The sequence below is a fragment of the Agarivorans sp. QJM3NY_25 genome, assembly GCF_050870875.2.
In the GTDB taxonomy this organism is placed as follows: domain Bacteria; phylum Pseudomonadota; class Gammaproteobacteria; order Enterobacterales; family Celerinatantimonadaceae; genus Agarivorans.
Genome location: NZ_CP194041.2, coordinates 2,273,617 through 2,293,726, shown reverse-complemented (window position 1 = coordinate 2,293,726; position 20,110 = coordinate 2,273,617). Strand labels below are relative to the sequence as shown.

Sequence of the window (20,110 nt, the reverse complement as noted above, 5' to 3'; positions counted from 1 at the left end):
TTGATAGCAACGGATTGCCTATGATCCCTCCTTTTCGCGCAAAAAGCACCTTGGAACAATGGCGGATCTTCCAAGCTGTTGTTGACTATGGCGGTTATGCCCAAGCTGCGAGTCAATTGAATAAAAGTCAATCTTCGCTCAATCATGCGGTGAGTAAACTGCAAGGTTTATTAGGCGTACAGTTACTCGAAGTAAAAGGTCGCAAAGCCTACTTAACCCCTATTGGTGAAGTCATGCTGCGACGTAGTAAGTTGCTCAGCCAAAACATTCAAGAGCTGGAAGTTCTGGCGGCAAGCCTAGAGCAAGGCTGGGAACCTAAACTAAGTGTAAGCTGCGACGCCGTGCAATCTAAAGCACCAGTGATCAAAGCCCTGAAGGCATTTCTGCCTGACAGTCGAGGCACTCGTATCGAATTGCTGGATAACGTATTAGGTGGTTCGGACGAAGCCATTTATGATCATTCTGTCGACATGGTGATTACGCCGATCCTCCCGCAAGGAGTACTTGGCGAGAAATTTGGTACTGTCACGATGCTGCCAGTGGTACAACGTAATCATCCACTGGCAAAAATAGCGGCATCGGTATCCATTAACGAAGTAGTACAGCACCTGCAATTGGTGGTTAGAGATACAGGAAGTCATCCTCACCTCGATCGTGGTTGGTTACGCGCCGAACAACGCTGGACCTTTAGCGGATTTAGCCAAGTACTGGAAGTTCTCAACCAAGGCTTAGGTTTCGCTTGGTTACCCGATCATATCGTCGCGCCTTACTTGGAAGATGAAAGTTTAGTAGAACTTAATATCCTAGGAGGCGCTGCCAAAACCTTAGTGACCTATTTAGTGATATGTCGACCAGAGCAATTGGGCCCAGCTGGACAACACTTTGCGAAGATACTACTACAATGCAGCAAACAGCGTTAGAGATGAACCAGCTCTTAAACCTCAATATGGAGTCAAGATGCGATTAAACTGCGATATGGGTGAAAGCTATGGTGTATGGAAAATGGGCGCCGATGAGCTAGCCATGCCCTTTATCGACATGGCAAACATTGCTTGTGGCGGACATGCTTCAGACCCTCATGTCATGAGTCAAACCATTGCTTTAGCTAAACAGCATCAAGTACAAATTGGTGCGCATCCGAGTTATGCCGATATCGCTGGGTTTGGTCGTCGAACCATCGCCTACCAACCCGAGCAATTAAGCCAAATCATTCTCGCTCAAATAGGAGGTTTACAAGCGCTATGCCGTTACCAAGCAACTCAGATCCACTATGTGAAACCTCACGGCGCGCTGTATAACGACATGCATTGTTCAGCCCAGATATTTGAGGCGGTGCTCAAGGCTGTCGCTAGTTTAGAAGGCGAAATTAAACTCATGGTATCGGCCAGTTTAAGCACTGGTTTTGTCAGCCGTTTAGCGGAGCAATATCAAGTTGGCTTAATCAAAGAGGCTTTTTGTGACCGCCGCTATTTGGCCAATGGTCAGCTGCAGTCTCGAGAACTAGACGGTGCGGTGCTCAGCCAGCCCAATGACTTATTGGCTCAAGTGAACTTACTGCAGCAGCAACAACAAGTCATCTGTAGTGATGGCAGTCGCCTAAATATTAGCGCAGACACCCTCTGCGTACATGGCGACAACGCAGCGGCAGTTGCGCAAATAAAATTGATTAAACAAATCCTAGATCCACAAACAAAGAGCCTCTAAAACATGTTTTGTATCGATTGGGTGAATGAAGACAGTCTCTTACTCAGCTGTAAGTCCCCCCAATTTCAGGCCGCGTTACCGAGCCTCGCGGAGCAACTTAAGCAAAATATCAAGGGCGTAAACGATGTTATCGTTGCGTCTGACAGCCTACTCTGCATTTTCGATTATCAAACTGAGTTAAATGATCTGGAGTCGCTGTTAAGCCGTTTTCAGTTGACTCGTCACTCAAAACCCGTGAAAACGATACACGTTCCAGCTTGTTATGATCCGCGTTTAGGCCCCGACCAAGAGGCAACCGCCGCACATTTACAGCTCAATGTAAAACAATTAATCGAGTTGCATTTGGCTGGTCACTATCAAGTCAAGGCGATCGGCTTTATGCCCGGTTTCGCTTACTTATCAGGTTTAACTAAATCCCTACAACTCCCCAGAAAATCCACCCCTGCAAGCCATGTAGCAGCGGGCAGCATCGCGATTGCTGAAGACATGAGTGCTGTGTACCCGGCAGCGAGTCCCGGCGGTTGGCATGTCATCGGTCAAAGCCCAATGCGTTTTTTTGACCCCTCAAGTCAAGATATGTGTCCGGTAAAAGTCGGCGATCAGATCCGCTTTTACCAAATCAATTTTCAGCAATTTCAACAATTACAGGCGAAAGCATGTCTCCGGTAGGTCAATTAAGCGTATTAAGAAGTGGCCCACAAACCAGCGTAGTTGACCAGGGCCGTAGCGGTTATCAAGACATCGGGATCAGTCCAGGTGGCGCTGCGGATTTACATGCCTTTCTCTGGGCTAATCGACTACTCGGTAATGCACCAGGAGCTGCAGCCCTAGAAATTGCCATTGGAGGCGCAACTTTCCAATTTAACCAAACATGCCAAGTCGCGGTTTGCGGTGCAGATATGCCACTCAAGGTGAGCGGCGCAAGTCGCAATCCCCAACCCGCCCCTTGGCAGAGCTTTACGGTTTTGGCTGGCCAAAGCTTGAATCTTGGCACTGCACGCTCTGGATTACGATCATACCTCGCCATTAAAGGTGGTTTACAAGTGAAAAAACAGTTAGGGAGTGCTAGTAGCTCAATGCGACAAGGTTTAGGTCTTTTTATGGGCCGCTGGTTAAGTCAAGGGGATCAACTCAACTATCTAAGTTCTGCAATCGAGCCCAGAAAACAAACACCGAACCGTTTCATACCAGACTATAACCAAGCCTTATGTTTAAATTTGATCCCCGGCTATCAATTTCATCAGTTTTCAAGGCATGCTATCCAAACCCTATGTCACCAAACCTACCGAGTGAGTGCTCTGAGTGACCGAATGGGCATTCGTTTGGATGGAGTATCCCTCGATAGCGTCCCCGCCAGTGGCGAATCAGAACCTATCGCACTTGGCGCCGTGCAAGTGCCTCCCAGCGGACTCCCCATTGTATTATCGATCGACAAACAAACCATCGGTGGATATCCAAAGTTAGGTTGTATTTCTCGCTTAAGTCTTTATGCGCTCAACCAACGTCGAGCCAAACAAACCCTCAAGTTTCAGCTCAGCTCTTGGCAACAACAGCGTCAATACTGGTTGCAATTTCAGCATTTTTTTAATAATGAACAACTAAAAGTTTAGCCAATATCGAAAACCATTCAGCAAGTGCTCCACTTCGCTCAATTGCTCAAGCCGCTGAATAGTCTGCAGTGCCATGATCGGCTCATCGGTAATTACGCCATCAACCCCTAGATAGTACATTCGTTCAACCTCACTGACTCGGTTCACCGTCCAAACGTAGATTTTCTGCTCGCGCTGCTGAGCACTGAGTAAGCGCCAAGGACTAACCCACTGTTGATTCACCATTAACATATCTGCGTTCTGAAGCAAACTCGATTCACCAAAGCTGGCAGCCGCAATAAATGCAGTTTTGACTCTCGCCGCCAACGGGGTACCTTTAATCAATTGCTTAAGATAATTGAGTAACTCCGCATCTAAGCTACTGACGACCACCGGATATGGGTAACGCTTGAGTTGAGTCAGGAGTGCAGGTACTAAATCTAGAGAATCGTCATAACGTTTTAATTCTAGGTTCAGCGTGATCTGAGCAGCACTTTTAGCTAACCACACAGATAAAGGCTGAGGAGACGGGAGCCCGGCAGCAACAAAAGCCTGCTGAACCTGAGCAAAATTACTCAGATGCACCACACTCGGATCGCCAGTTAAACGTCCTAGATCACGGTCATGAACGACCACTATTTGTCCATCGGCAGTGAGTTGAATATCAATTTCGGTCATGCTTAAACCCAGTTCAATAGACTTTTGCAAACCCGCTAAGCTATTTTCTTCAGCCAAATAACCACCAGCGCGATGGCCCATAACCGAGAATTGACTACTCTGAGCAAAACGTTGGGTAAAACTGTCCACTTCATCAGCGAACTCATTCGCCGCAAGTAATAGACTCGCCAGCAATAGCAATCTAAAACCTAAATGTAAGCGATGATTTTCTTTTAATACCGCTTGATGTTCATTGGCTAATTTTCCCCTTGTCTGCTTAACCAACACTTTAAACATATAAAACTGAATACAGGCATAGAGCCAAGTATCCAAGAAGCTTAAAACTGATCCCCCCGCCAACAATGCAAAACTAAATAGCACTAAAGCTAAGTTGGATAACTGCTGTGGATCCCACCAATCAATAGTCACATGCAACAACCAAATAAATGCAGCAACCAGCACCACAAATACCAAGGTTCTTAGCGCTAACCAAATCACTGTAATAAGTACAATCCACTTACGCTGGCCCTGAGCTAAATCGGTAGAATCTCGCAACTGGCCAAGCAGAGTTCGCCTTTGTAACATGCAAAATGGCAAAGTAAACCACCACTTCAGCCATTGATTCGCCAGCCAAAAAGTGACCGGCAAACCGCCTAAACATAATACACTGAGAAAGAACCACAGCTGACTTCGCTGCATGGTGAGATAGTAATTAATGTCCCAATCGGCCAGCATCAGTCCAAACAGCCAACGACCAACAAATAACAAGCTACAACAAATGCTAATCAGTAATACTGATTGCAAAAAAGCTAAACCCGCAATCGACCAAGCACGGCGTAGCAATAGATGAATCGCTTGAGAAATTGAACGCCGATTAACTTCATGCTGAGCCAACAATAAGGTGAGTACCCCCTGTTGCAAAAAGAAGTTAAACAAAGCCATCGCAACCAGCCAAATCGCAAACAAATAACCACTGGGGGAGAGGAAAAAACCGAGTAACTGCTGATTTGCAACGCCCTGTAGGCCATACAACGACATCAGTGATTCACTGACCACAATGGTGAGTGGTGCGAAGGCCGCGAGCCAGCATGCTTGCACCAACAAATAGGCTGCAAACATTGCCAAACCGCGGTGTTTAAGAGTATTCGCTAGGTAGAAAAAAAAATGCTGACAGCGATGCCATAGAGCGAGCAACATTAACTTAGCGCCCTCGCTCCATCTGTTTCACCATCAACTGAACCAAAGACTGCGATACTGTTTGGCGGGTCAGTTCACTTGATACATCCTTCGCCGACGCCATTGCCTTGGCATACTGGGTGGCAAAAACGCTCGGTAGGTCTTCTGCCGCGGCACTATGTAGCTGCTGAATACCGCGCTCAAGTAACTCACCAATATTATGAGCTCTCACGCCTCCCGCCGCTAGCCATTCTAGCTGGGGAAATTGTTGCTGTAATGCTAACACTAGCTCCACGCCCTGTTCTATCTTATCTTGCTGGCCAGAGCTCAATATTCGAGTTACGCCGATATCGGCTAAACATTTCGCCGCAAAACTCGGCTCGGCCACACAATCGAAGGCGCGATGAAACACAAAATCGATGCCTTGCGCTGCCTTAGCAAGCCGCTGACAAGCACTCACATCCACACTCGCGTCGGGATTGAGGGCGCCACTAACCACGCCATGAAAACCGAGTTCTTTAATCAGCAAAATATCGGATTCCATCTGCATCAGTTCCTGAGGCTGATAACAAAAATCCCCGCCTCTAGGTCTCACCATAACCACGATAGGGATCTGAGTGAGATAGTGCTGAACCTGCAGCAATGCGCCATAACTTGGCGTAGTCCCCCCATCACTTTGGCCGGCACAGAATTCAATACGATGGGCCCCGCCCGCAATTGCTTTTTCGATATCTGCAACGCTATAACAGCAAACTTCTAACAAAGGAAATGATACAACTGAGTTATTTAACAAAATACAATCAATATAGGGCTTTATTTACGCCTAGTATAAACCATTATCCTGCGAGGTCATCGTGGTTTAGTGATTCAGATTAAGACAAAGTAAGCGCATGAGATAAGCTGAACAGCTGCCAAACACTTCCAATCCTTGCACCGCTAAACAAGCTCACTTCTTAAAAATTCATATCTTTGGAGCATCAGGTAAGGATACTAAATGCATGGAAACCCCTATTGGCATAAGACATAAATACAAGTTAAGTCCCTTCATTGGCCACATATCGCAATTCGACTTTCAATTAAACTGGCATTAGGCACCTTCGCGGGATCCATCAATAAACACTTCATGACTAAAAAAGCTGTTGTTTTCCCTAACCAAACTTAGTCTCTCAAACAAGCGTTTTTTAGCATAAGAGTGTATATTAACCAACTTGCACTATGGATAAAGAGCAAACTTAGGTGAAAAAATGAAACGATTTTCCAATTTTTTATTGCTGATTATATTGAGTTTAAGCAGCAACTTCACCGGGGCGAACGAGTACTTATTTTTGGGTACTGGTAACGTAAGCGGGGTCTATTACCCGACTGGCAACGCCTTGTGTCGACAACTAGAACAAAATAGTGACCATAGAAAACTCAGTTGCACCGCAGAAAGTTCCGGGGGCTCCAGTGACAATATCCAAGCACTACGAAGTGGCGATATCGATTTAGCGATCGTTCAGTCGGATGTGCATTGGCAAGCCTACAAAGGCAGCGGTGAGTTTGCCAAACAAGGAGCCTATAAGGAGATGCGCTCTCTGTTAGCCCTTTATCCAGAGGCCTTTACTGTATTAGCGAAGGCCCAGCTAAAGATTAACCAAGTTGAACAATTGAAAGGACATTCGGTCAATGTTGGGCCACTTGGTTCTGGCCAATATTCGACGATGAAACTCATCATGCAACAGCTGCATTGGCAAGATGGCGATTTTACCCAGCTAGGTCATCTAAAACCAGACGAACAAAGCCGCGCGCTATGTGGCAATAAAACCGAGGCTATCGTTTATGTGGTTGGCCACCCCAATACCTCGATTACCCGCGCGACCACAATGTGTGAATCCAATTTGCTGAGTCTGTCAACCACGACAATCGCCGCCTTAGCCCAAAAATACCCATATTTTTCTCCGGTAAGCATTAAAGGGGGAACCTATCATGGTAACCCGAAAGATGTGCAATCGATTGGCGTCAGCGCAACCTTAGTTGCAGACAAACAACTATCGGAGCAAACGGCACATGATTTTGTCGCGGCAATTTTTGAAAACCTCGACACTTTACGCGCCTTACATCCGGCATTAGCCGATTTAAAAGTGCAGCAAATGATCCATACAAATCTCACGGCGCCACTGCACCCAGGTGCCCTACGATATTATCAAGAACAAGGGTGGATGAAATAATGCCGCAACAATCAACTTAAACTCAGGATAAGCCAGCATGCTGGCTTATTTGACTTAGGGGTAAATCCAAGTGCTCACATAAAGGATCCAACTCCCGACCAATCACCTGCTGCCAATCTTCACATTTTCCCTGCCAAGCTAAACTTTCGAGCCAGTGTTGACGAAAACTACGATTGATAAATAAATCATGTAAATAACTCCCCTGCACCACACCTAATTGCCAGCCGGTAACTTGTTCAACAAAGGGCTTTAGCGCTTCAACGCAAGGGCTTGCAGCGTGATGAATTTCGTAACAAGCTAAGTGCTGCTCTTGCCACTCAACGTCGCGTTGCGTGGTCACCTTAGCATCGGCATATTCGGTGATGATTGGTAGTAAAACCAAACCCTCAAAACCTTGCCCTTCAAGCCCCAAAGGATCTAGAGTTTGCTCGCCTAGTATTTGCAAGCCACCACAAATCCCAGTCACTCTCACCCCTTGTTTCGCCGCGTGAATAATCGCCTGATCTAAACCACTCTGCGCCAAATGCATTCGGCTAGCTGAAACATTTTTCGAACCGGATAAAATAATCGCATCGTAATAACTTGAATCTTGAGCATCGCGTAGTGGCACCAGATTAACACCTGCTTGATAAATTAATCGGTCAAATTCATCCAGATTGCTGGCAAAGGGATAAACCATTAAGGCAATGTTGGTGGTGCCCAGCTGCCATTGATTTCGATGAAAGAAATTATCTTCTTCCGACAGTTGGTGGGCTGTCCAAGGGAGCACCGCTACGATAGGAATTCCTGTTTGTTGCAAAACCCACTGATTAGCATCCGCGAATAGCGTCTGTTCACCGCGAAACTTGTTCAAGACAAAACCTTTAACACGAGCTTGCTCTACTTGGCTAAGGCACATCCATGTCCCAAGCAAATGGGCGTAAGCACCAGCTCAGTCGATATCCACAATCAAATAAACCGAAGCCTGCAACGCTAAGGCGAGTTCCATGTTAACGATAGCGCTTTTAGGTAGATTAACTTCCGCAGGACTGCCTGCTCCTTCAATCACGAGACATTGATGTTGCAGTGGTAAACGCTGAACACTTGCCAAAACCGCAAGCCAAAGAACGGCTTTACGCTGATGCCAGTCGATGGCATAGCTGATGGCTCACCTCACCATGAATCACTAGCGGTGCGCCGAGTTCGCTATGCGGTTTCAATCATACCGGATTCATATCAATACAAGGCCGTTGCCGAGCGGCTAAAGCCTGCAGGTATTAAGCACGACCAATTTCACCTCCCTGGTCGGTGACGGCCGCATTGTGACTCATGTTTTGTACCTTAAAAGGAACCACATCAAGCCCTTAAGTACTCAAGTAACGGCAAATCAGGGCGCACACAAAAGATTTACCCGCATCATTGGGGCAAGCCATAAACATGATTGGGGTCTTAATGCTCAATGAAGAACTCATGAATTATTATTACTAACCAACAAAAAGGCTAAGATGTCCTTCCAGGTCACAATACCCTGCAGATGCTGATGTTCATCAATCACTGGCAAGCAACTCAAACCTTGTTCAATCATTAAACGCCCCGCATCCGTCACACTGGTGATGGCAAAGCAGCACTGTGGATCGCGCGTCATCAATTGGTGAACCCGTTGGGTTAAGGTTTTAATATCTCGCTGATTCTCCGCAGCCTTACCAAGAAAAGGACTTAAAGCCGCCAGCACATCCGCTTCAGTTAATACGCCAACCACTTGATCATCGTCATCGAGTACCACCAAGTGATGAAAGCTCACGTTGTCAAAAATGTCTTTAATATCGAATAGCCGCTGATCCATATCAACACTGACTACTCTAGTCTGCATAATATCTTTGATTATCAAGGGAATCTCCTTCGATTGGGTGGGATATTAGTATTATAAACATAAGCACCCACAAGTCGCGTTTTAGTTGCACACAACTGTAGAAATATTCAGCCGCATCCGTACACTAAGTGGGAGACAATTCAGAGTATGAGTAAAATGGCCTATCAAATTATCCCTGTGACCCCTTTTCAACAAAACTGTAGCCTCATTTGGTGTGAGCAAACCTTAGAAGCGGCAATTGTCGATCCCGGAGGCGACCCGCAGCTCATTCAAGCCGCCGTCGACAAAGCGGGTGTGAAAGTGACTAAAATATTGTTAACCCACGGTCATCTTGACCACGTAGGAGCCAGCAGCTTAATCAAACAGCGCTATCAAGTTCCCATTGTAGGGCCTCATCAAGACGACGATTTTTGGCTTAGTAAAATGGCAATGCAGTGCCAAATGTTTGGTTTTCCAGAAGTTGCAAGTTTCAGCCCAGATCAATGGTTAGAGCATGGCGACATCATCGCTCTAGGAGAAATAGAACTTGAGGTCAGACATTGTCCCGGCCACACTCCAGGCCATGTGGTGTTTATCGATCACGCTGCCAAACTCGCTATCGTAGGTGATGTTTTATTTAATGGTTCGATTGGCCGAACCGATTTTCCTCAGGGCGATCACCCCACGCTGATCAATGCCATTAAAACTCAGCTCTATAGCCTAGATGATGATTACCAGTTCTTACCTGGACATGGGCCAATGTCGAGTATTGGTCACGAGAAGAAATTTAACGGCTATACTCGGTAAATCTAAAAAACAACAAAGGGCTCGCTCGGCGAGTCCTTATCGTTTATCAGCGCCGAGTAGATCTCTCTTCACTTTTGCGTAAAGTAAATAAACACTACTCAACCAAACACCCACGGCCATAAAAAACAGCGGATATTCACGTGGACAACCGTCGCTTAAACAGCTCAGATCAGTAAACGGAAATAAGCCCAAAGGCGTGAAAAGATGGAAAAATATCGCCCCAGACATCACCACGAACGCAAGCGCTGCCCCATAAAACCGAGTCGCTTTACGTAAAATGAGAATGCTGGCAACCAATTCCACCAAACCAATTAGCGTTTCACCATACTGAGCAAACAGCGAGCCAACCGACTCCAGCCCTAAACCACTGCTGAGCCAAGTTCCCACGGTTTGAAAAATATAAACTGTAATGTCAGCGGGATGGCCAAACCAACCTGCAAATTTAAAAAACAGCGATTGTAAGAATACAAAAGCGACGTAAATCGCCAAAATAAGCGGAATGTATTTATTCAAGGTACAGATCCCATATGCCAAAAAAATGAATCGTTCTAAGTAAGTTCCAAACAAGACCTTAGCAAGCGAACTTATATTTCACCGGAAACTGATATCGCTGATGAACCGACCCCAACAAAGGCCAGATACTGGGATAAAATAGTTAATAATATTTGTCAAAATAAGATAAGTTACACAAGAAATATTGTGAATGTAACAACCAATAGCATCATCAAACCATTCTCGCTCTGGAGCCCATATGTTAAATTTGAGAAACCGTTCAGACGATCTTGAAATATTAATTGCTGTCGTTGATTGCGGTGGCTTTTCTGCTGCTGCCGAGCAGCTCAATATTCAAGTCGCGCGAGTCTCGCGGGCAGTCTCGAAGATTGAACAACAGATCGGTGTGACACTGCTCAATCGAACCACTCGGCGGATCCACCAGACCGATGAGGGGCGTCGATTTATCGAAGCCGTTCGACTCGGCCTACTCCAACTACAACATGCAGAAGAAGAGCTGTTAGCAAACGATGCATTTCCCAAAGGCAAGCTACGCGTCGATGCCGCCAGTCCATTTGTGTTGCATCAACTGGTGCCGTTAATACATGACTTTAAGCAAGCCTATCCCAACATTGACTTAGAACTGAGTTCCAACGAAGGCTATGTTGATTTACTCGAGAAACGAGTTGATGTTGCGATCCGTATCGGTCGCCTAAGTGATTCAACTCTGCACGCTCGCCCTTTAGGTAAAAGCCCTCTTTACGTGGTCGCCTCTCCCGACTATCTGGCACGCCGTGGTGTGCCGCTGCATATTACCGACTTACAACAGCATGATTTATTAGGTTTCACCAGCAAAAACCTCAATTTATGGCCACTTAAGGGTTTTAGTTTAGAGGCTCCCTCACTGATTGCTAGTAACGGCGAAACCGTTCGCCAATTGGTATTAAGCGGTAACGGCATTGCCTGTTTGTCCGGTTTTATGGTTAAACAAGATATCGCTCATGGAACGATGATCCGCTTATTTGGCTCAGAAGCCGTTTACGATACGGGCCGTGAACAAATACACGCGGTGTATTACAAGTCTTCCTCATTAGCACGGCGGATCTCTTCTTTTATCGACTTTATCCAACCACGACTCAGCCTATAAAATAAAGCTTCACTTAAAACTAATTATTGTGAAATTCACAAAAATAATTTGTCATCTACGGACTGATTGCAAGCGCACTCAACTGCTACACTGATGCTCTAGTTTTTCGAGGATCTCACACATGACAGCCACACTCTTTCAAGCCATTCAACTTGGTAAACTTAGATTAAAAAACCGCATCGTCATGCCGCCGATGACACGCTCGCGTGCTACTCAGCCTGGAGACACCGCCAATCAAATGATGGCCGAGTACTATATGCAGCGCTGTGAAGCAGGACTCATCATTGGTGAAGGGACTCAAATATCAGAACGGGCTAAAGGTTACGCTTGGACTCCCGGGATCTATTCTCAAGCACAAATTGATGGCTGGCGTTTAGTGACCGATGCGGTTCACCAGCAGGCAGGTGTGATATTTGCGCAACTATGGCATGTAGGACGAGTCACTCACCCGGATAATATTAACGGTGCTCAGCCTTGGTCCGCTTCGCCACTTAAAGCCGAAAACGTGAAAGTATTTGTGGATAACGGTAGTCAGCAACCGGGGTTTATAGATGTGGTCACGCCCAAACAAATGAGCCAAAAAGAAATTAATCTAGTGATTGAGCAGTTTCGCCAAGCGGCCCTCAATGCACAACAAGCTGGTTTTGATGGGGTAGAGTTACACGCCGCCAATGGGTACTTAATCAATCAATTTATCGACTCTGAATCTAATCAGCGAACCGATGCCTACGGCGGTAGCCTTAGCAATCGTTTACGTTTTCTTGATGAAGTACTTACAGCCTTAGTGGGTGCTATTGGTGCAGACAAAGTCGCCGTGCGACTAGCTCCGCTCACCACCTTAAATGGCACCGTAGACGCCTACCCCGAGCAAACCTACACTGCGGTGGCCGAGTTGCTCAATCAACATAAAGTAGTCTATATGCACATTGCCGAAGCCGATTGGGACGATGCGCCGCCAATGCCGCTTCATTTTAAACAGGCACTACGCAAAACCTACGCAGGGACCATTATCTACGCCGGAAAATACACGGCAGCAAGCGCCAGCCAAGCCATAGAAGACGGCCTCGCCGATATGATAGCTTTTGGCCGCCCATTTATTGCGAATCCCGATTTACCCTCTCGAATTAAACACCATCAAGCCTGGACGAGTCATGATCCCAACACCCTATTCGGAGGTAACCATCATGGTCTAACTGATTACCCTCGTTTTGAACACCAGTAAAATATAAGTTTAATCGACTAGCGGTAAAGTCTTGAACAACTTTACCGCCATCAAAGAATGGCAAAGCTTACCCATCAAACAACGAACCAGCTTGGCGCTCAAAAATCGTGATAGCTGATGAAGCAAATACATACCACACAATAAAGTTGCACGGTAAGTAAAAACCTACATAAAACGGACTTGTGCTTATCTGGCGACTTGCTGTGAATCAAGCGCGAACACCCTGTTGCAGCCGTGAGATTCGGCGCATATGATTAACGCTCTAACAAAGAAAACATAATCTCCTGAACGCCTTGACCGCCCACACTACTCACTTGTTTAGTCATCTCGATGGCGCTTAAGCCCTGATTATTGCGAAAGGTCAAATCGGGATCATGGCGAAGCAACTGCCTAAGCATGGAGAGTCGCCCAAATTTCACCGCGTACATCACCGGTGTCAATCCTTGATTATCAGCAAAATCGACATCTGCAGCATGGTCCAATAAGATCCGCGCAGTCCTAGGTTTATTAAACTTCACCGCGAGACATAAGGCAGTTTGTCCCTTTTGGTTAATGGCGTTTGGATCCATCCCTAAACGCAAAAGCGTATCAGTGATCTGCGAAGGACCGTAGTCTCCTCGACCCTCTAACCCTGCGACGCGACTGAGGATATCCGCTTTAAACAAAGTGAATGACAACGACAATTGAGTCGGCTGAAAAAACACATTAAAAACACGCTCTTCTCCACTCAAGGCTGCGACATCAAGCGCAGTAAGTCCACGATGATCAATCAGCGACAGATCTGGATTAAATTTTAGCAAGCTGCGCATGCTTTCAATTTGCAAATTGGTGGAAGCAATATGCAAAGCGGTCTGCCCACGGGAATTCCGCAGATTAATATCCATATAAGGACCAATTAATTGCAACATTTTTGCTTGTTTAGTATCTAATTGTTCACCGTCGTAGCGATTCATCTGTACCTGTAACGGTAGCCACCCCGCTAACGCAGAACTTAAACGCTGCTGACCATCATTTGTCTCCGTTAAGCTCGCGATAAATGGCAACTCTAAATGCTCAATCGCTCGCTTTATTTGCTCCTCACGACTGCCCTGAGCAGGTGACGTTCGGATGACTAAGGCCAATTTATTGAGTTGATTTTCAATCGCCCATTGATAGGCTGAGCGACCATCACTTGCAGTGCCAGCGCTATCTATACCCGCTGTTTTCAAAATCCGGACAATTTTTTCTGAATCGGCATATTGACGAGGCAAATACCTAGTCGCCAAGTAATGCAGTGTATTTCTGCCTTGCTGATCTTGGGCGTTGATATTAGCCCCGGCACCAAGCAGCGCATCAACCACTGCGATTTGTCCATAATAAGCAGCTAACATCAAGGGGCTTATCGCCTTTTCATCGGCCAGATTGACATTTGCCCCACGCTTTATCAGCTCTATCGCAATCTTTGAGTTATGCTGTCGAATCGCAGCCATTAAGGGGCTGACCCCTAGCCGATTTTGTTGATCAATATTGATACCATTTTCAATCAACAACACCGCTATTTTTTTCAGGTAAGGCTCGCCCCCTGCAATGGAATAGGATGAAACATGGTGCAAAGCATTTTGACCATTGTTATCTAGTCGATTAACATCAACTTTCTCAACTTCTAGCAGCTGCTTTACGGAGAAAACACTAGCAGTATTAGCGGCCTTCATCAACGCGCTGATATCGTCGCTTAAGCCCCCGTAAGTCATAAAACGATTATATGGAACGTTTACCTGACAGCAAACAACAGTCTGCTGAGATGCTGTCGGAGCCGACTGTCGCTGACTACATGAAATTAATAAACCGGCCAACGCCACCCCAAGTACTACTCGTTCCAAATTCATTTAATCGCTTATCCTTGCTAGAACAGATCGCCATTGCAGCGCAGAGCCAACAAAAAGTCAAAAATACACAACAGAGTCATAATTAACTTTTGTGATTACATATAATTTGGGTTGAAGCATGAAATAAAGTGGACCCAGTAGTTTGGAACTTATTTGTTCTAGCTTTAAAAACAAATAAATAGAATGAAAACGGTGATCTTGTTGATGCAGCGCTTGCTCCGCCAATGCAGCAGAGCAAGCACCTAAGATAAAGAGCCTAAGAAACGTCCCGGTAAGGGTTGCGCGGATCCTGAGTCCAGTTCATATAGGGTTTGTCGGCCTCTTTTTGCTCCATCTTGATACAGCTATCCACCGGACAGGTGATCTGGCACAGATTACAGCCAACACACTTATCTTCGATCACTTCGAAAGCGACGCTGCCATCGGGACGAGCGGTCTTGCTAATTGCCTGATGCGAGGTATCTTCGCAGGCGATGTAACAACGGCCACAGCCGATACACTTATCTTCATCAATATCGGCCACCACCTTATAGTTCATATTGAGGTATTTCCAATCGGTGGTATTGGGTACTGCGAGCCCCTGGAAATCGGAGATTTTCTCGTAGCCTTTACTGTCCATCCAATTCGACAGGCCTTGCTGCATTTCGCTGACAATTCTGAATCCGTAGATCATCGCAGCGGTACACACCTGCACGCAACCTGAGCCCAAGGAGATAAACTCCGCCGCATCGCGCCAGTTACCAATGCCACCGATCCCTGAAATAGGTAGGCCTGCAGTTTCCGGATCACGCGCGATTTCACTGACCATGTTTAGGGCAATCGGTTTCACCGCTGGGCCACAATAACCACCGTGGGTACTCTTGCCATCCACCAAGGGCCGCGCAGCCATCTGATCCAAATCGATCCCAGTAATTGAGTTAATGGTATTGATTAATGAAACCGCGTCAGCACCGCCATTTTTGGCAGCGCGCGCCGAGAAACGAATATCAGTGATGTTCGGGGTGAGTTTCACGATCACTGGCAACTTGCTATAGGTTTTACACCAACGAGTCACCATCTCCACATATTCTGGAACCTGGCCTACCGCCGCCCCCATCCCGCGCTCTGGCATCCCGTGCGGGCAGCCAAAGTTAAGTTCGAGGCCATCAGCGCCGGTTTGTTCCACTTGTTTCACGATGGTTTTCCATGATTCTTCCTCACAAGGCACCATTAAGGAAACCACTAAGGCTCGGTCGGGCCAGCTTTTTTTCACCGCCTCGATTTCACGCAGGTTGATTTCCAAACTACGATCGGTGATCAATTCGATATTGTTAAAGCCCGAAACTTCACCATTATGATCATAGATTGCTGAATAGCGAGAGGACACATTCACTGCCGCTGGATCTTCGCCCAAGGTTTTCCAAACCACTCCACCCCAGCCCGCTTCAAAAGCGCGTTCGACGTTATAGGCTTTATCCGTCGGTGGCGCTGAGGCCAACCAAAATGGATTGGGAGATTTGATCCCTGCAAATTCAATTGATAAATCGGCCATGGTATTAAGCCTCCACTGAGTTAAGTTGTTGATGAATGGCGATAGCTGCCAACTTGCCCTGTTGCACCGCTTCTACGGTGAGGTCTTGTCCTTCACTGGTACAGTCGCCACCGGCAAACACGCTGTCAATACTGGTGATTTGCTTACCAAAGGTGGCAATTTTTCCATTGCTTACGGTGGGGATCAGCTGCTCGGCGTTGGGGTAAGCAAACTTCTGGCCGACCGCTTTAAATATTGCCGAACAAGCAACATCAAAGGTTTGCTCAGTATCTTTAAGCTGGCCATCTTCACTATAGGTTTTACGGAAGGTCATACTGCGTAATACCCCATCTTGGTCCAGATTAATTTGCTCTGGTTTGGCCCAGGTTTTTATTCTGACCTGATGGTTTTTGGCAATTTGCTGTTCGTGCTCGGTGGCGCTCATTTGCGCTTCGCCGCGACGATAAACCAGCGTCACCTCTTCTGTACCCAAACGTTTGAGTTGGCAGGCCATGTCGATGGCGGTATTACCGGCACCAATCACCACCGCGCTGTCCAGCGGGACCGCCAAGTCCTCGAGATCTTTAGCCTGGCGTAGCTCTTTAATGTAATCCACGGCATTGAGTACTTGCGGATGGCTTTCGTTGAGCAACATCAAGGACTGAACGTCCTGTAAGCCAATGGCTAAAAACACCGCATCAAAACGCTGCTTCAACTCGCTCAAGCTGACATCTTGGCCTAAGGCGGTATCGGTATGCAGGGTGATGCCACCGATCCCTAAGATGAAATCAACTTCTTTCTGAGCAAAATTGTCGGTAAGTTTGTACTTGGCAATGCCGTATTCATTCAAGCCACCCGCTTTTGCTGCCGCTTCGAAGATCTCCACTTCATTGCCCAGCATCGCCAAGCGGTGTGCACAACTTAAGCCAGCGGGGCCTGCGCCCACTACCGCGATAGTTTTACCGGTCGGCGCGGCTCGTTCGAAAGGATGTCCCTCAAACACCGCATTGTCGGTGGCATGCCGTTGTAATAAACCAATTTTAACCGGTGACTGTTCCTGCTCTTTATTGCGCACACAGGCTTGTTCACACAAAATTTCGGTTGGACACACCCGGGCGCAACTGCCACCCATGATGTTTTCCTGATAAATGGTTTTAGCCGCTCCAGTTAAATCGTCAGTATGAATACTGGCAATAAAACTCGGAATATTAATTTTTGAAGGACAGGCTGTAATACAAGGCGCGTCGTAACAATAGTAACAACGCGAACTTTCGATGCCAGCTTGGCGGGCACTTAAGGCTGGATTGATATCCTTGAACATCTGATCAAGGGCTAACTGCTGTTGTGAATAGCCCTCAGGCTTTTCCATACTCATCACCATGGGATCTCCCTATTTTTTTTATAATGCCGAGATAAAACTCTCTGCTTGTACAAAAACAAAGCAAAGCCTATACCATGTTCTGACCAAACGGTCAGGAGATGTGATTTTTGGTTCGGGGCTAGTAATATAACCATCTGTTTAATAAGGCTAAAAATAAATAGTCATTGAATGAAAAAAACAGATAGTTAACAATAAGTCTTGATTAGAGTTATGCTGTCAGTCAGTGGGTAGAACTAAGCATGCCCAGTATCAAGGCAAATAGCTTCATATTAGTGCAGAGAGCAATCAGCCCATGAGCAAAACCACCACCACGAATACCAAACGCCGTAAGCTAGCAGATATTCGTAAAGACAATCTCGCGCAAATTCTATTAGTTGCCGAGCAGTTATTTGCCGAAAACGGTTACTCGGGAACCACCATTGCAGCCATTGCGGCAAAAGCTGAATTACCCAAAGCCAATGTCCTTTATTATTTCAAAACTAAAGAGGCTTTATATAAGGGGGTACTCAGCCAGCAACTCGTCATATGGATGAGCCACATGGATCAAATGACGCCCGAGCAACATCCCAGTGTGGCGCTACGCCATTACATTTTGCAGAAGATGCAGCAATCCAAACAACACCCCAACGCTTCACGGATTTTCGCTGCCGAGATCTTACACGGAGCCCCCTACCTGCGAGAACAGTTAGCCACCGAGTTAAAACAGCAATTTGATAAAACCTGCCAGGTATTTCGAGATTGGATCGCCAAGCAGTGGATGGAACCGATTAATCCAGAACATTTAATGTTCATGATTTGGGCCTCAACCCAAGCCTATGCCGACTACGCCATTCAAAGTAGCCTGATGTTAAACAAAGAAGCCCTGGATGATAGTGATTTTGAAGAAGGTATGGAATTAATTGCTCGCTTGGTGCTTAAAGGTTGCGGCATCAAGTTACTTTAGCGAAATAAGGCTAGCAACGACCACGAATCGATGCTTCATTAAAATTGAGCAAATTGGTTTGAACCAACAATTAACAGGGAATAGAGACGCATACTAGGCATAAAAACAAAGGATTAGAATAATTTCTAATCCTTTGTTACGGTGAAAGCTAGATTTCACCGCAGAATAAGCAGCTATTTACTCAGCGCAAGATCTTCAAGCGTTGTAGCTTCTGTGACTTGTTCTGCCATACTAAGCATGGCATTTAACAGCACCGAGCAACCCGCTTCACATTCTTCCTGAGTGGTGCTTTCTATCTCATTATGACTAATACCATTTAAGCAAGGCGTGAAAATCATGCTGGTTGGCGCAAAATCAGAGACATAACAGGCATCGTGACCTGCTCCAGCAATAATATCCATGTGACTATAACCTAAACTGACCGTAGCATTTCGCACTGCATCAACACAGGCCGAATCAAAATGGATCGGTTCGTAATACCAGAATGGATCGAGCGCAACTTCAACACCAGTTTGTTGCTCAAGCTCAGCCACTGCGGCTTTGAGTTCTTGATCCATGGCGCTGAGTTCTTCATCGATGGGGTGGCGTAAATCGATACTCATTTCAATTTTACCGGGGATGGTATTGCGCGAATTTGGCAACACCTGCACAAAACCTACCGTACCACACCCCGGTGGATGTGCTTTAGCGATTTGCTCCACTTGTTGCATCAATTGCGCACTGGCCAGCAACGCATCTTTTCGCAGGTGCATCGGAGTCGTCCCAGCATGAGACTCTCGACCGGTAATCGTGGCATTAAACCAACGTTGCCCCTGCCCACCAGTGACCACGCCTATCTGTTTCTCTTCAGCTTCTAAATAAGGGCCCTGCTCGATATGAGTTTCGAAGAAAGCATGAAATTTTCGACCCGTCACTGGCGTTTCGCCAGCAAAGCCGATCCGCTCTAACTCATCGCCCAAACGCAAACCGTCTACATCCAAACTGTCTAAAATTTCTTGTAAACTAAAACGCCCAGAGACCACGCCAGAGCCCATCATCGCGGGGGCGAAGCGCGAGCCTTCTTCATTGGTCCAGACCGAAATCTCAATGGGATGTTTGGTTTTAATGCCACGATCATTGAGCGAACGGACCACTTCTAAACCCGATAATACGCCAAATACACCATCAAATTTCCCTCCCGAAGGCTGGGTATCTAAATGACTACCCGTACCCACAGGCGGCAGGCTCATATCTTCACCGGGACGAGTACACATAATGTTACCAATAGCATCAATTTTCACACTACAACCCGCCTCTTCAGCCCATTTAATGTAAAGCTCTCGACCTTGTTTATCTAAATCAGTTAATGCTAATCGTCGGCAACCGCCTTTTTCGGTGGCTCCGATTTTTGCCATTTGCATCAAACTGTCCCACAAACGATCACTATTAATTTTGTAGCTACTCATACTGGCCTCCACTCAACCAAACTGTTTCATTTTTGTGTTAAATCCGCCCTCGGCGTTGCACTCAACCATGCAAAGTATTGACCAAACGGACAAGAAGTTAGACGGTAAAAGTTAAGCTATTGATAATTAACGATTAA

General features: G+C 46.4%; 19 protein-coding genes. 9 read left to right on the top strand and 10 right to left on the bottom strand.

What is annotated here, in order from left to right:
- Positions 1 to 20: 20 nt before the first annotated feature.
- Genes ACRRSW_RS10575 through ACRRSW_RS10560 form a run of 4 tightly spaced genes read left to right on the top strand, consistent with a single transcriptional unit; the run spans position 21 to position 3,314 of the window.
- Entirely contained in the window at positions 21 to 920 is a 900-nt protein-coding gene (locus ACRRSW_RS10575) for a LysR family transcriptional regulator (RefSeq protein WP_432459326.1), read from the top strand.
- A 37-nt stretch (positions 921 to 957) separates the two neighbouring features.
- The gene (locus tag ACRRSW_RS10570) at positions 958 to 1,704 is read left to right on the top strand and encodes a 5-oxoprolinase subunit PxpA (RefSeq protein ID WP_432453259.1); all 747 of its coding nucleotides are present in this window, start codon (positions 958 to 960) and stop codon (positions 1,702 to 1,704) included.
- A gap of 3 nt (positions 1,705 to 1,707) precedes the next feature.
- Entirely contained in the window at positions 1,708 to 2,373 is a 666-nt protein-coding gene (locus ACRRSW_RS10565) for a 5-oxoprolinase subunit B family protein (RefSeq protein WP_432453260.1), read from the top strand.
- Complete coding sequence (locus tag ACRRSW_RS10560; protein ID WP_432453261.1) at positions 2,361 to 3,314, top strand: biotin-dependent carboxyltransferase family protein; 954 nt, start codon at positions 2,361 to 2,363, stop codon at positions 3,312 to 3,314. The genes ACRRSW_RS10565 and ACRRSW_RS10560 overlap by 13 nt, the downstream gene beginning before the upstream one ends.
- Here the strand turns inward: ACRRSW_RS10560 and ACRRSW_RS10555 are convergent.
- Together ACRRSW_RS10555 and ACRRSW_RS10550 are read right to left on the bottom strand one after the other, a co-directional pair.
- Positions 3,303 to 5,147, bottom strand: coding sequence for a glycerophosphodiester phosphodiesterase family protein (locus ACRRSW_RS10555; protein ID WP_432453262.1), 1,845 nt, complete (start codon positions 5,145 to 5,147; stop codon positions 3,303 to 3,305). The two genes, ACRRSW_RS10560 and ACRRSW_RS10555, sit on opposite strands and share 12 nt — an antisense overlap.
- A gap of 4 nt (positions 5,148 to 5,151) precedes the next feature.
- Complete coding sequence (locus ACRRSW_RS10550) at positions 5,152 to 5,919, bottom strand: copper homeostasis protein CutC (RefSeq protein ID WP_432453263.1); 768 nt, start codon at positions 5,917 to 5,919, stop codon at positions 5,152 to 5,154.
- A gap of 451 nt (positions 5,920 to 6,370) precedes the next feature.
- On the opposite strand from ACRRSW_RS10550, the gene ACRRSW_RS10545 reads away from it, so the two are divergent.
- The gene (locus ACRRSW_RS10545) at positions 6,371 to 7,333 is read left to right on the top strand and encodes a TAXI family TRAP transporter solute-binding subunit (protein WP_432459325.1); all 963 of its coding nucleotides are present in this window, start codon (positions 6,371 to 6,373) and stop codon (positions 7,331 to 7,333) included.
- Between the two features lie 22 nt (positions 7,334 to 7,355).
- Here ACRRSW_RS10545 and ACRRSW_RS10540 read toward each other — a convergent pair whose 3' ends face one another.
- From ACRRSW_RS10540 to ACRRSW_RS10530, 3 genes are all read right to left on the bottom strand, one after another.
- Complete coding sequence (locus ACRRSW_RS10540) at positions 7,356 to 8,186, bottom strand: hypothetical protein (protein WP_432459324.1); 831 nt, start codon at positions 8,184 to 8,186, stop codon at positions 7,356 to 7,358.
- A gap of 78 nt (positions 8,187 to 8,264) precedes the next feature.
- Positions 8,265 to 8,423: a hypothetical protein gene (locus ACRRSW_RS10535; RefSeq protein ID WP_432459323.1), complete on the bottom strand. Its 159-nt coding sequence runs from the start codon at positions 8,421 to 8,423 to the stop codon at positions 8,265 to 8,267.
- A gap of 357 nt (positions 8,424 to 8,780) precedes the next feature.
- A complete protein-coding gene (locus ACRRSW_RS10530) occupies positions 8,781 to 9,200 on the bottom strand; it encodes a CBS domain-containing protein (RefSeq protein ID WP_432459322.1) in 420 nt (139 codons plus the stop codon).
- Positions 9,201 to 9,338: 138 nt separating this feature from the next.
- Here ACRRSW_RS10530 and ACRRSW_RS10525 point away from each other — a divergent pair, with 138 nt between their 5' ends.
- Positions 9,339 to 9,968, top strand: a complete 630-nt coding sequence (locus ACRRSW_RS10525) for an MBL fold metallo-hydrolase (protein WP_432456183.1) — start codon at positions 9,339 to 9,341, stop codon at positions 9,966 to 9,968.
- Between the two features lie 36 nt (positions 9,969 to 10,004).
- Here ACRRSW_RS10525 and ACRRSW_RS10520 read toward each other — a convergent pair whose 3' ends face one another.
- Positions 10,005 to 10,481, bottom strand: a complete 477-nt coding sequence (locus tag ACRRSW_RS10520; RefSeq protein WP_432459321.1) for a hypothetical protein — start codon at positions 10,479 to 10,481, stop codon at positions 10,005 to 10,007.
- A gap of 247 nt (positions 10,482 to 10,728) precedes the next feature.
- Here ACRRSW_RS10520 and ACRRSW_RS10515 point away from each other — a divergent pair, with 247 nt between their 5' ends.
- Positions 10,729 to 11,607, top strand: coding sequence for a LysR substrate-binding domain-containing protein (locus ACRRSW_RS10515; RefSeq protein WP_432461111.1), 879 nt, complete (start codon positions 10,729 to 10,731; stop codon positions 11,605 to 11,607).
- Positions 11,608 to 11,728: 121 nt separating this feature from the next.
- Positions 11,729 to 12,829, top strand: a complete 1,101-nt coding sequence (locus ACRRSW_RS10510; RefSeq protein WP_432459320.1) for an alkene reductase — start codon at positions 11,729 to 11,731, stop codon at positions 12,827 to 12,829.
- 254 nt (positions 12,830 to 13,083) lie between these two features.
- Here ACRRSW_RS10510 and ACRRSW_RS10505 read toward each other — a convergent pair whose 3' ends face one another.
- From ACRRSW_RS10505 to ACRRSW_RS10495, 3 genes are all read right to left on the bottom strand, one after another.
- Positions 13,084 to 14,694 carry an ankyrin repeat domain-containing protein gene (locus ACRRSW_RS10505; protein ID WP_432459319.1) on the bottom strand — a complete coding sequence of 537 codons (1,611 nt, stop codon included), beginning with the start codon at positions 14,692 to 14,694 and terminating at the stop codon, positions 13,084 to 13,086.
- A 256-nt stretch (positions 14,695 to 14,950) separates the two neighbouring features.
- The gene (gene preA / locus ACRRSW_RS10500) at positions 14,951 to 16,225 is read right to left on the bottom strand and encodes an NAD-dependent dihydropyrimidine dehydrogenase subunit PreA (RefSeq protein WP_432459318.1); all 1,275 of its coding nucleotides are present in this window, start codon (positions 16,223 to 16,225) and stop codon (positions 14,951 to 14,953) included.
- A 4-nt stretch (positions 16,226 to 16,229) separates the two neighbouring features.
- Positions 16,230 to 17,573, bottom strand: coding sequence for an NAD(P)-dependent oxidoreductase (locus tag ACRRSW_RS10495; RefSeq protein ID WP_432459317.1), 1,344 nt, complete (start codon positions 17,571 to 17,573; stop codon positions 16,230 to 16,232).
- Between the two features lie 304 nt (positions 17,574 to 17,877).
- Here ACRRSW_RS10495 and ACRRSW_RS10490 point away from each other — a divergent pair, with 304 nt between their 5' ends.
- The gene (locus tag ACRRSW_RS10490; RefSeq protein ID WP_432453274.1) at positions 17,878 to 18,528 is read left to right on the top strand and encodes a TetR family transcriptional regulator C-terminal domain-containing protein; all 651 of its coding nucleotides are present in this window, start codon (positions 17,878 to 17,880) and stop codon (positions 18,526 to 18,528) included.
- 173 nt (positions 18,529 to 18,701) lie between these two features.
- Here ACRRSW_RS10490 and ACRRSW_RS10485 read toward each other — a convergent pair whose 3' ends face one another.
- Entirely contained in the window at positions 18,702 to 19,973 is a 1,272-nt protein-coding gene (locus ACRRSW_RS10485; protein WP_432459316.1) for a Zn-dependent hydrolase, read from the bottom strand.
- Positions 19,974 to 20,110: the final 137 nt, after the last annotated feature.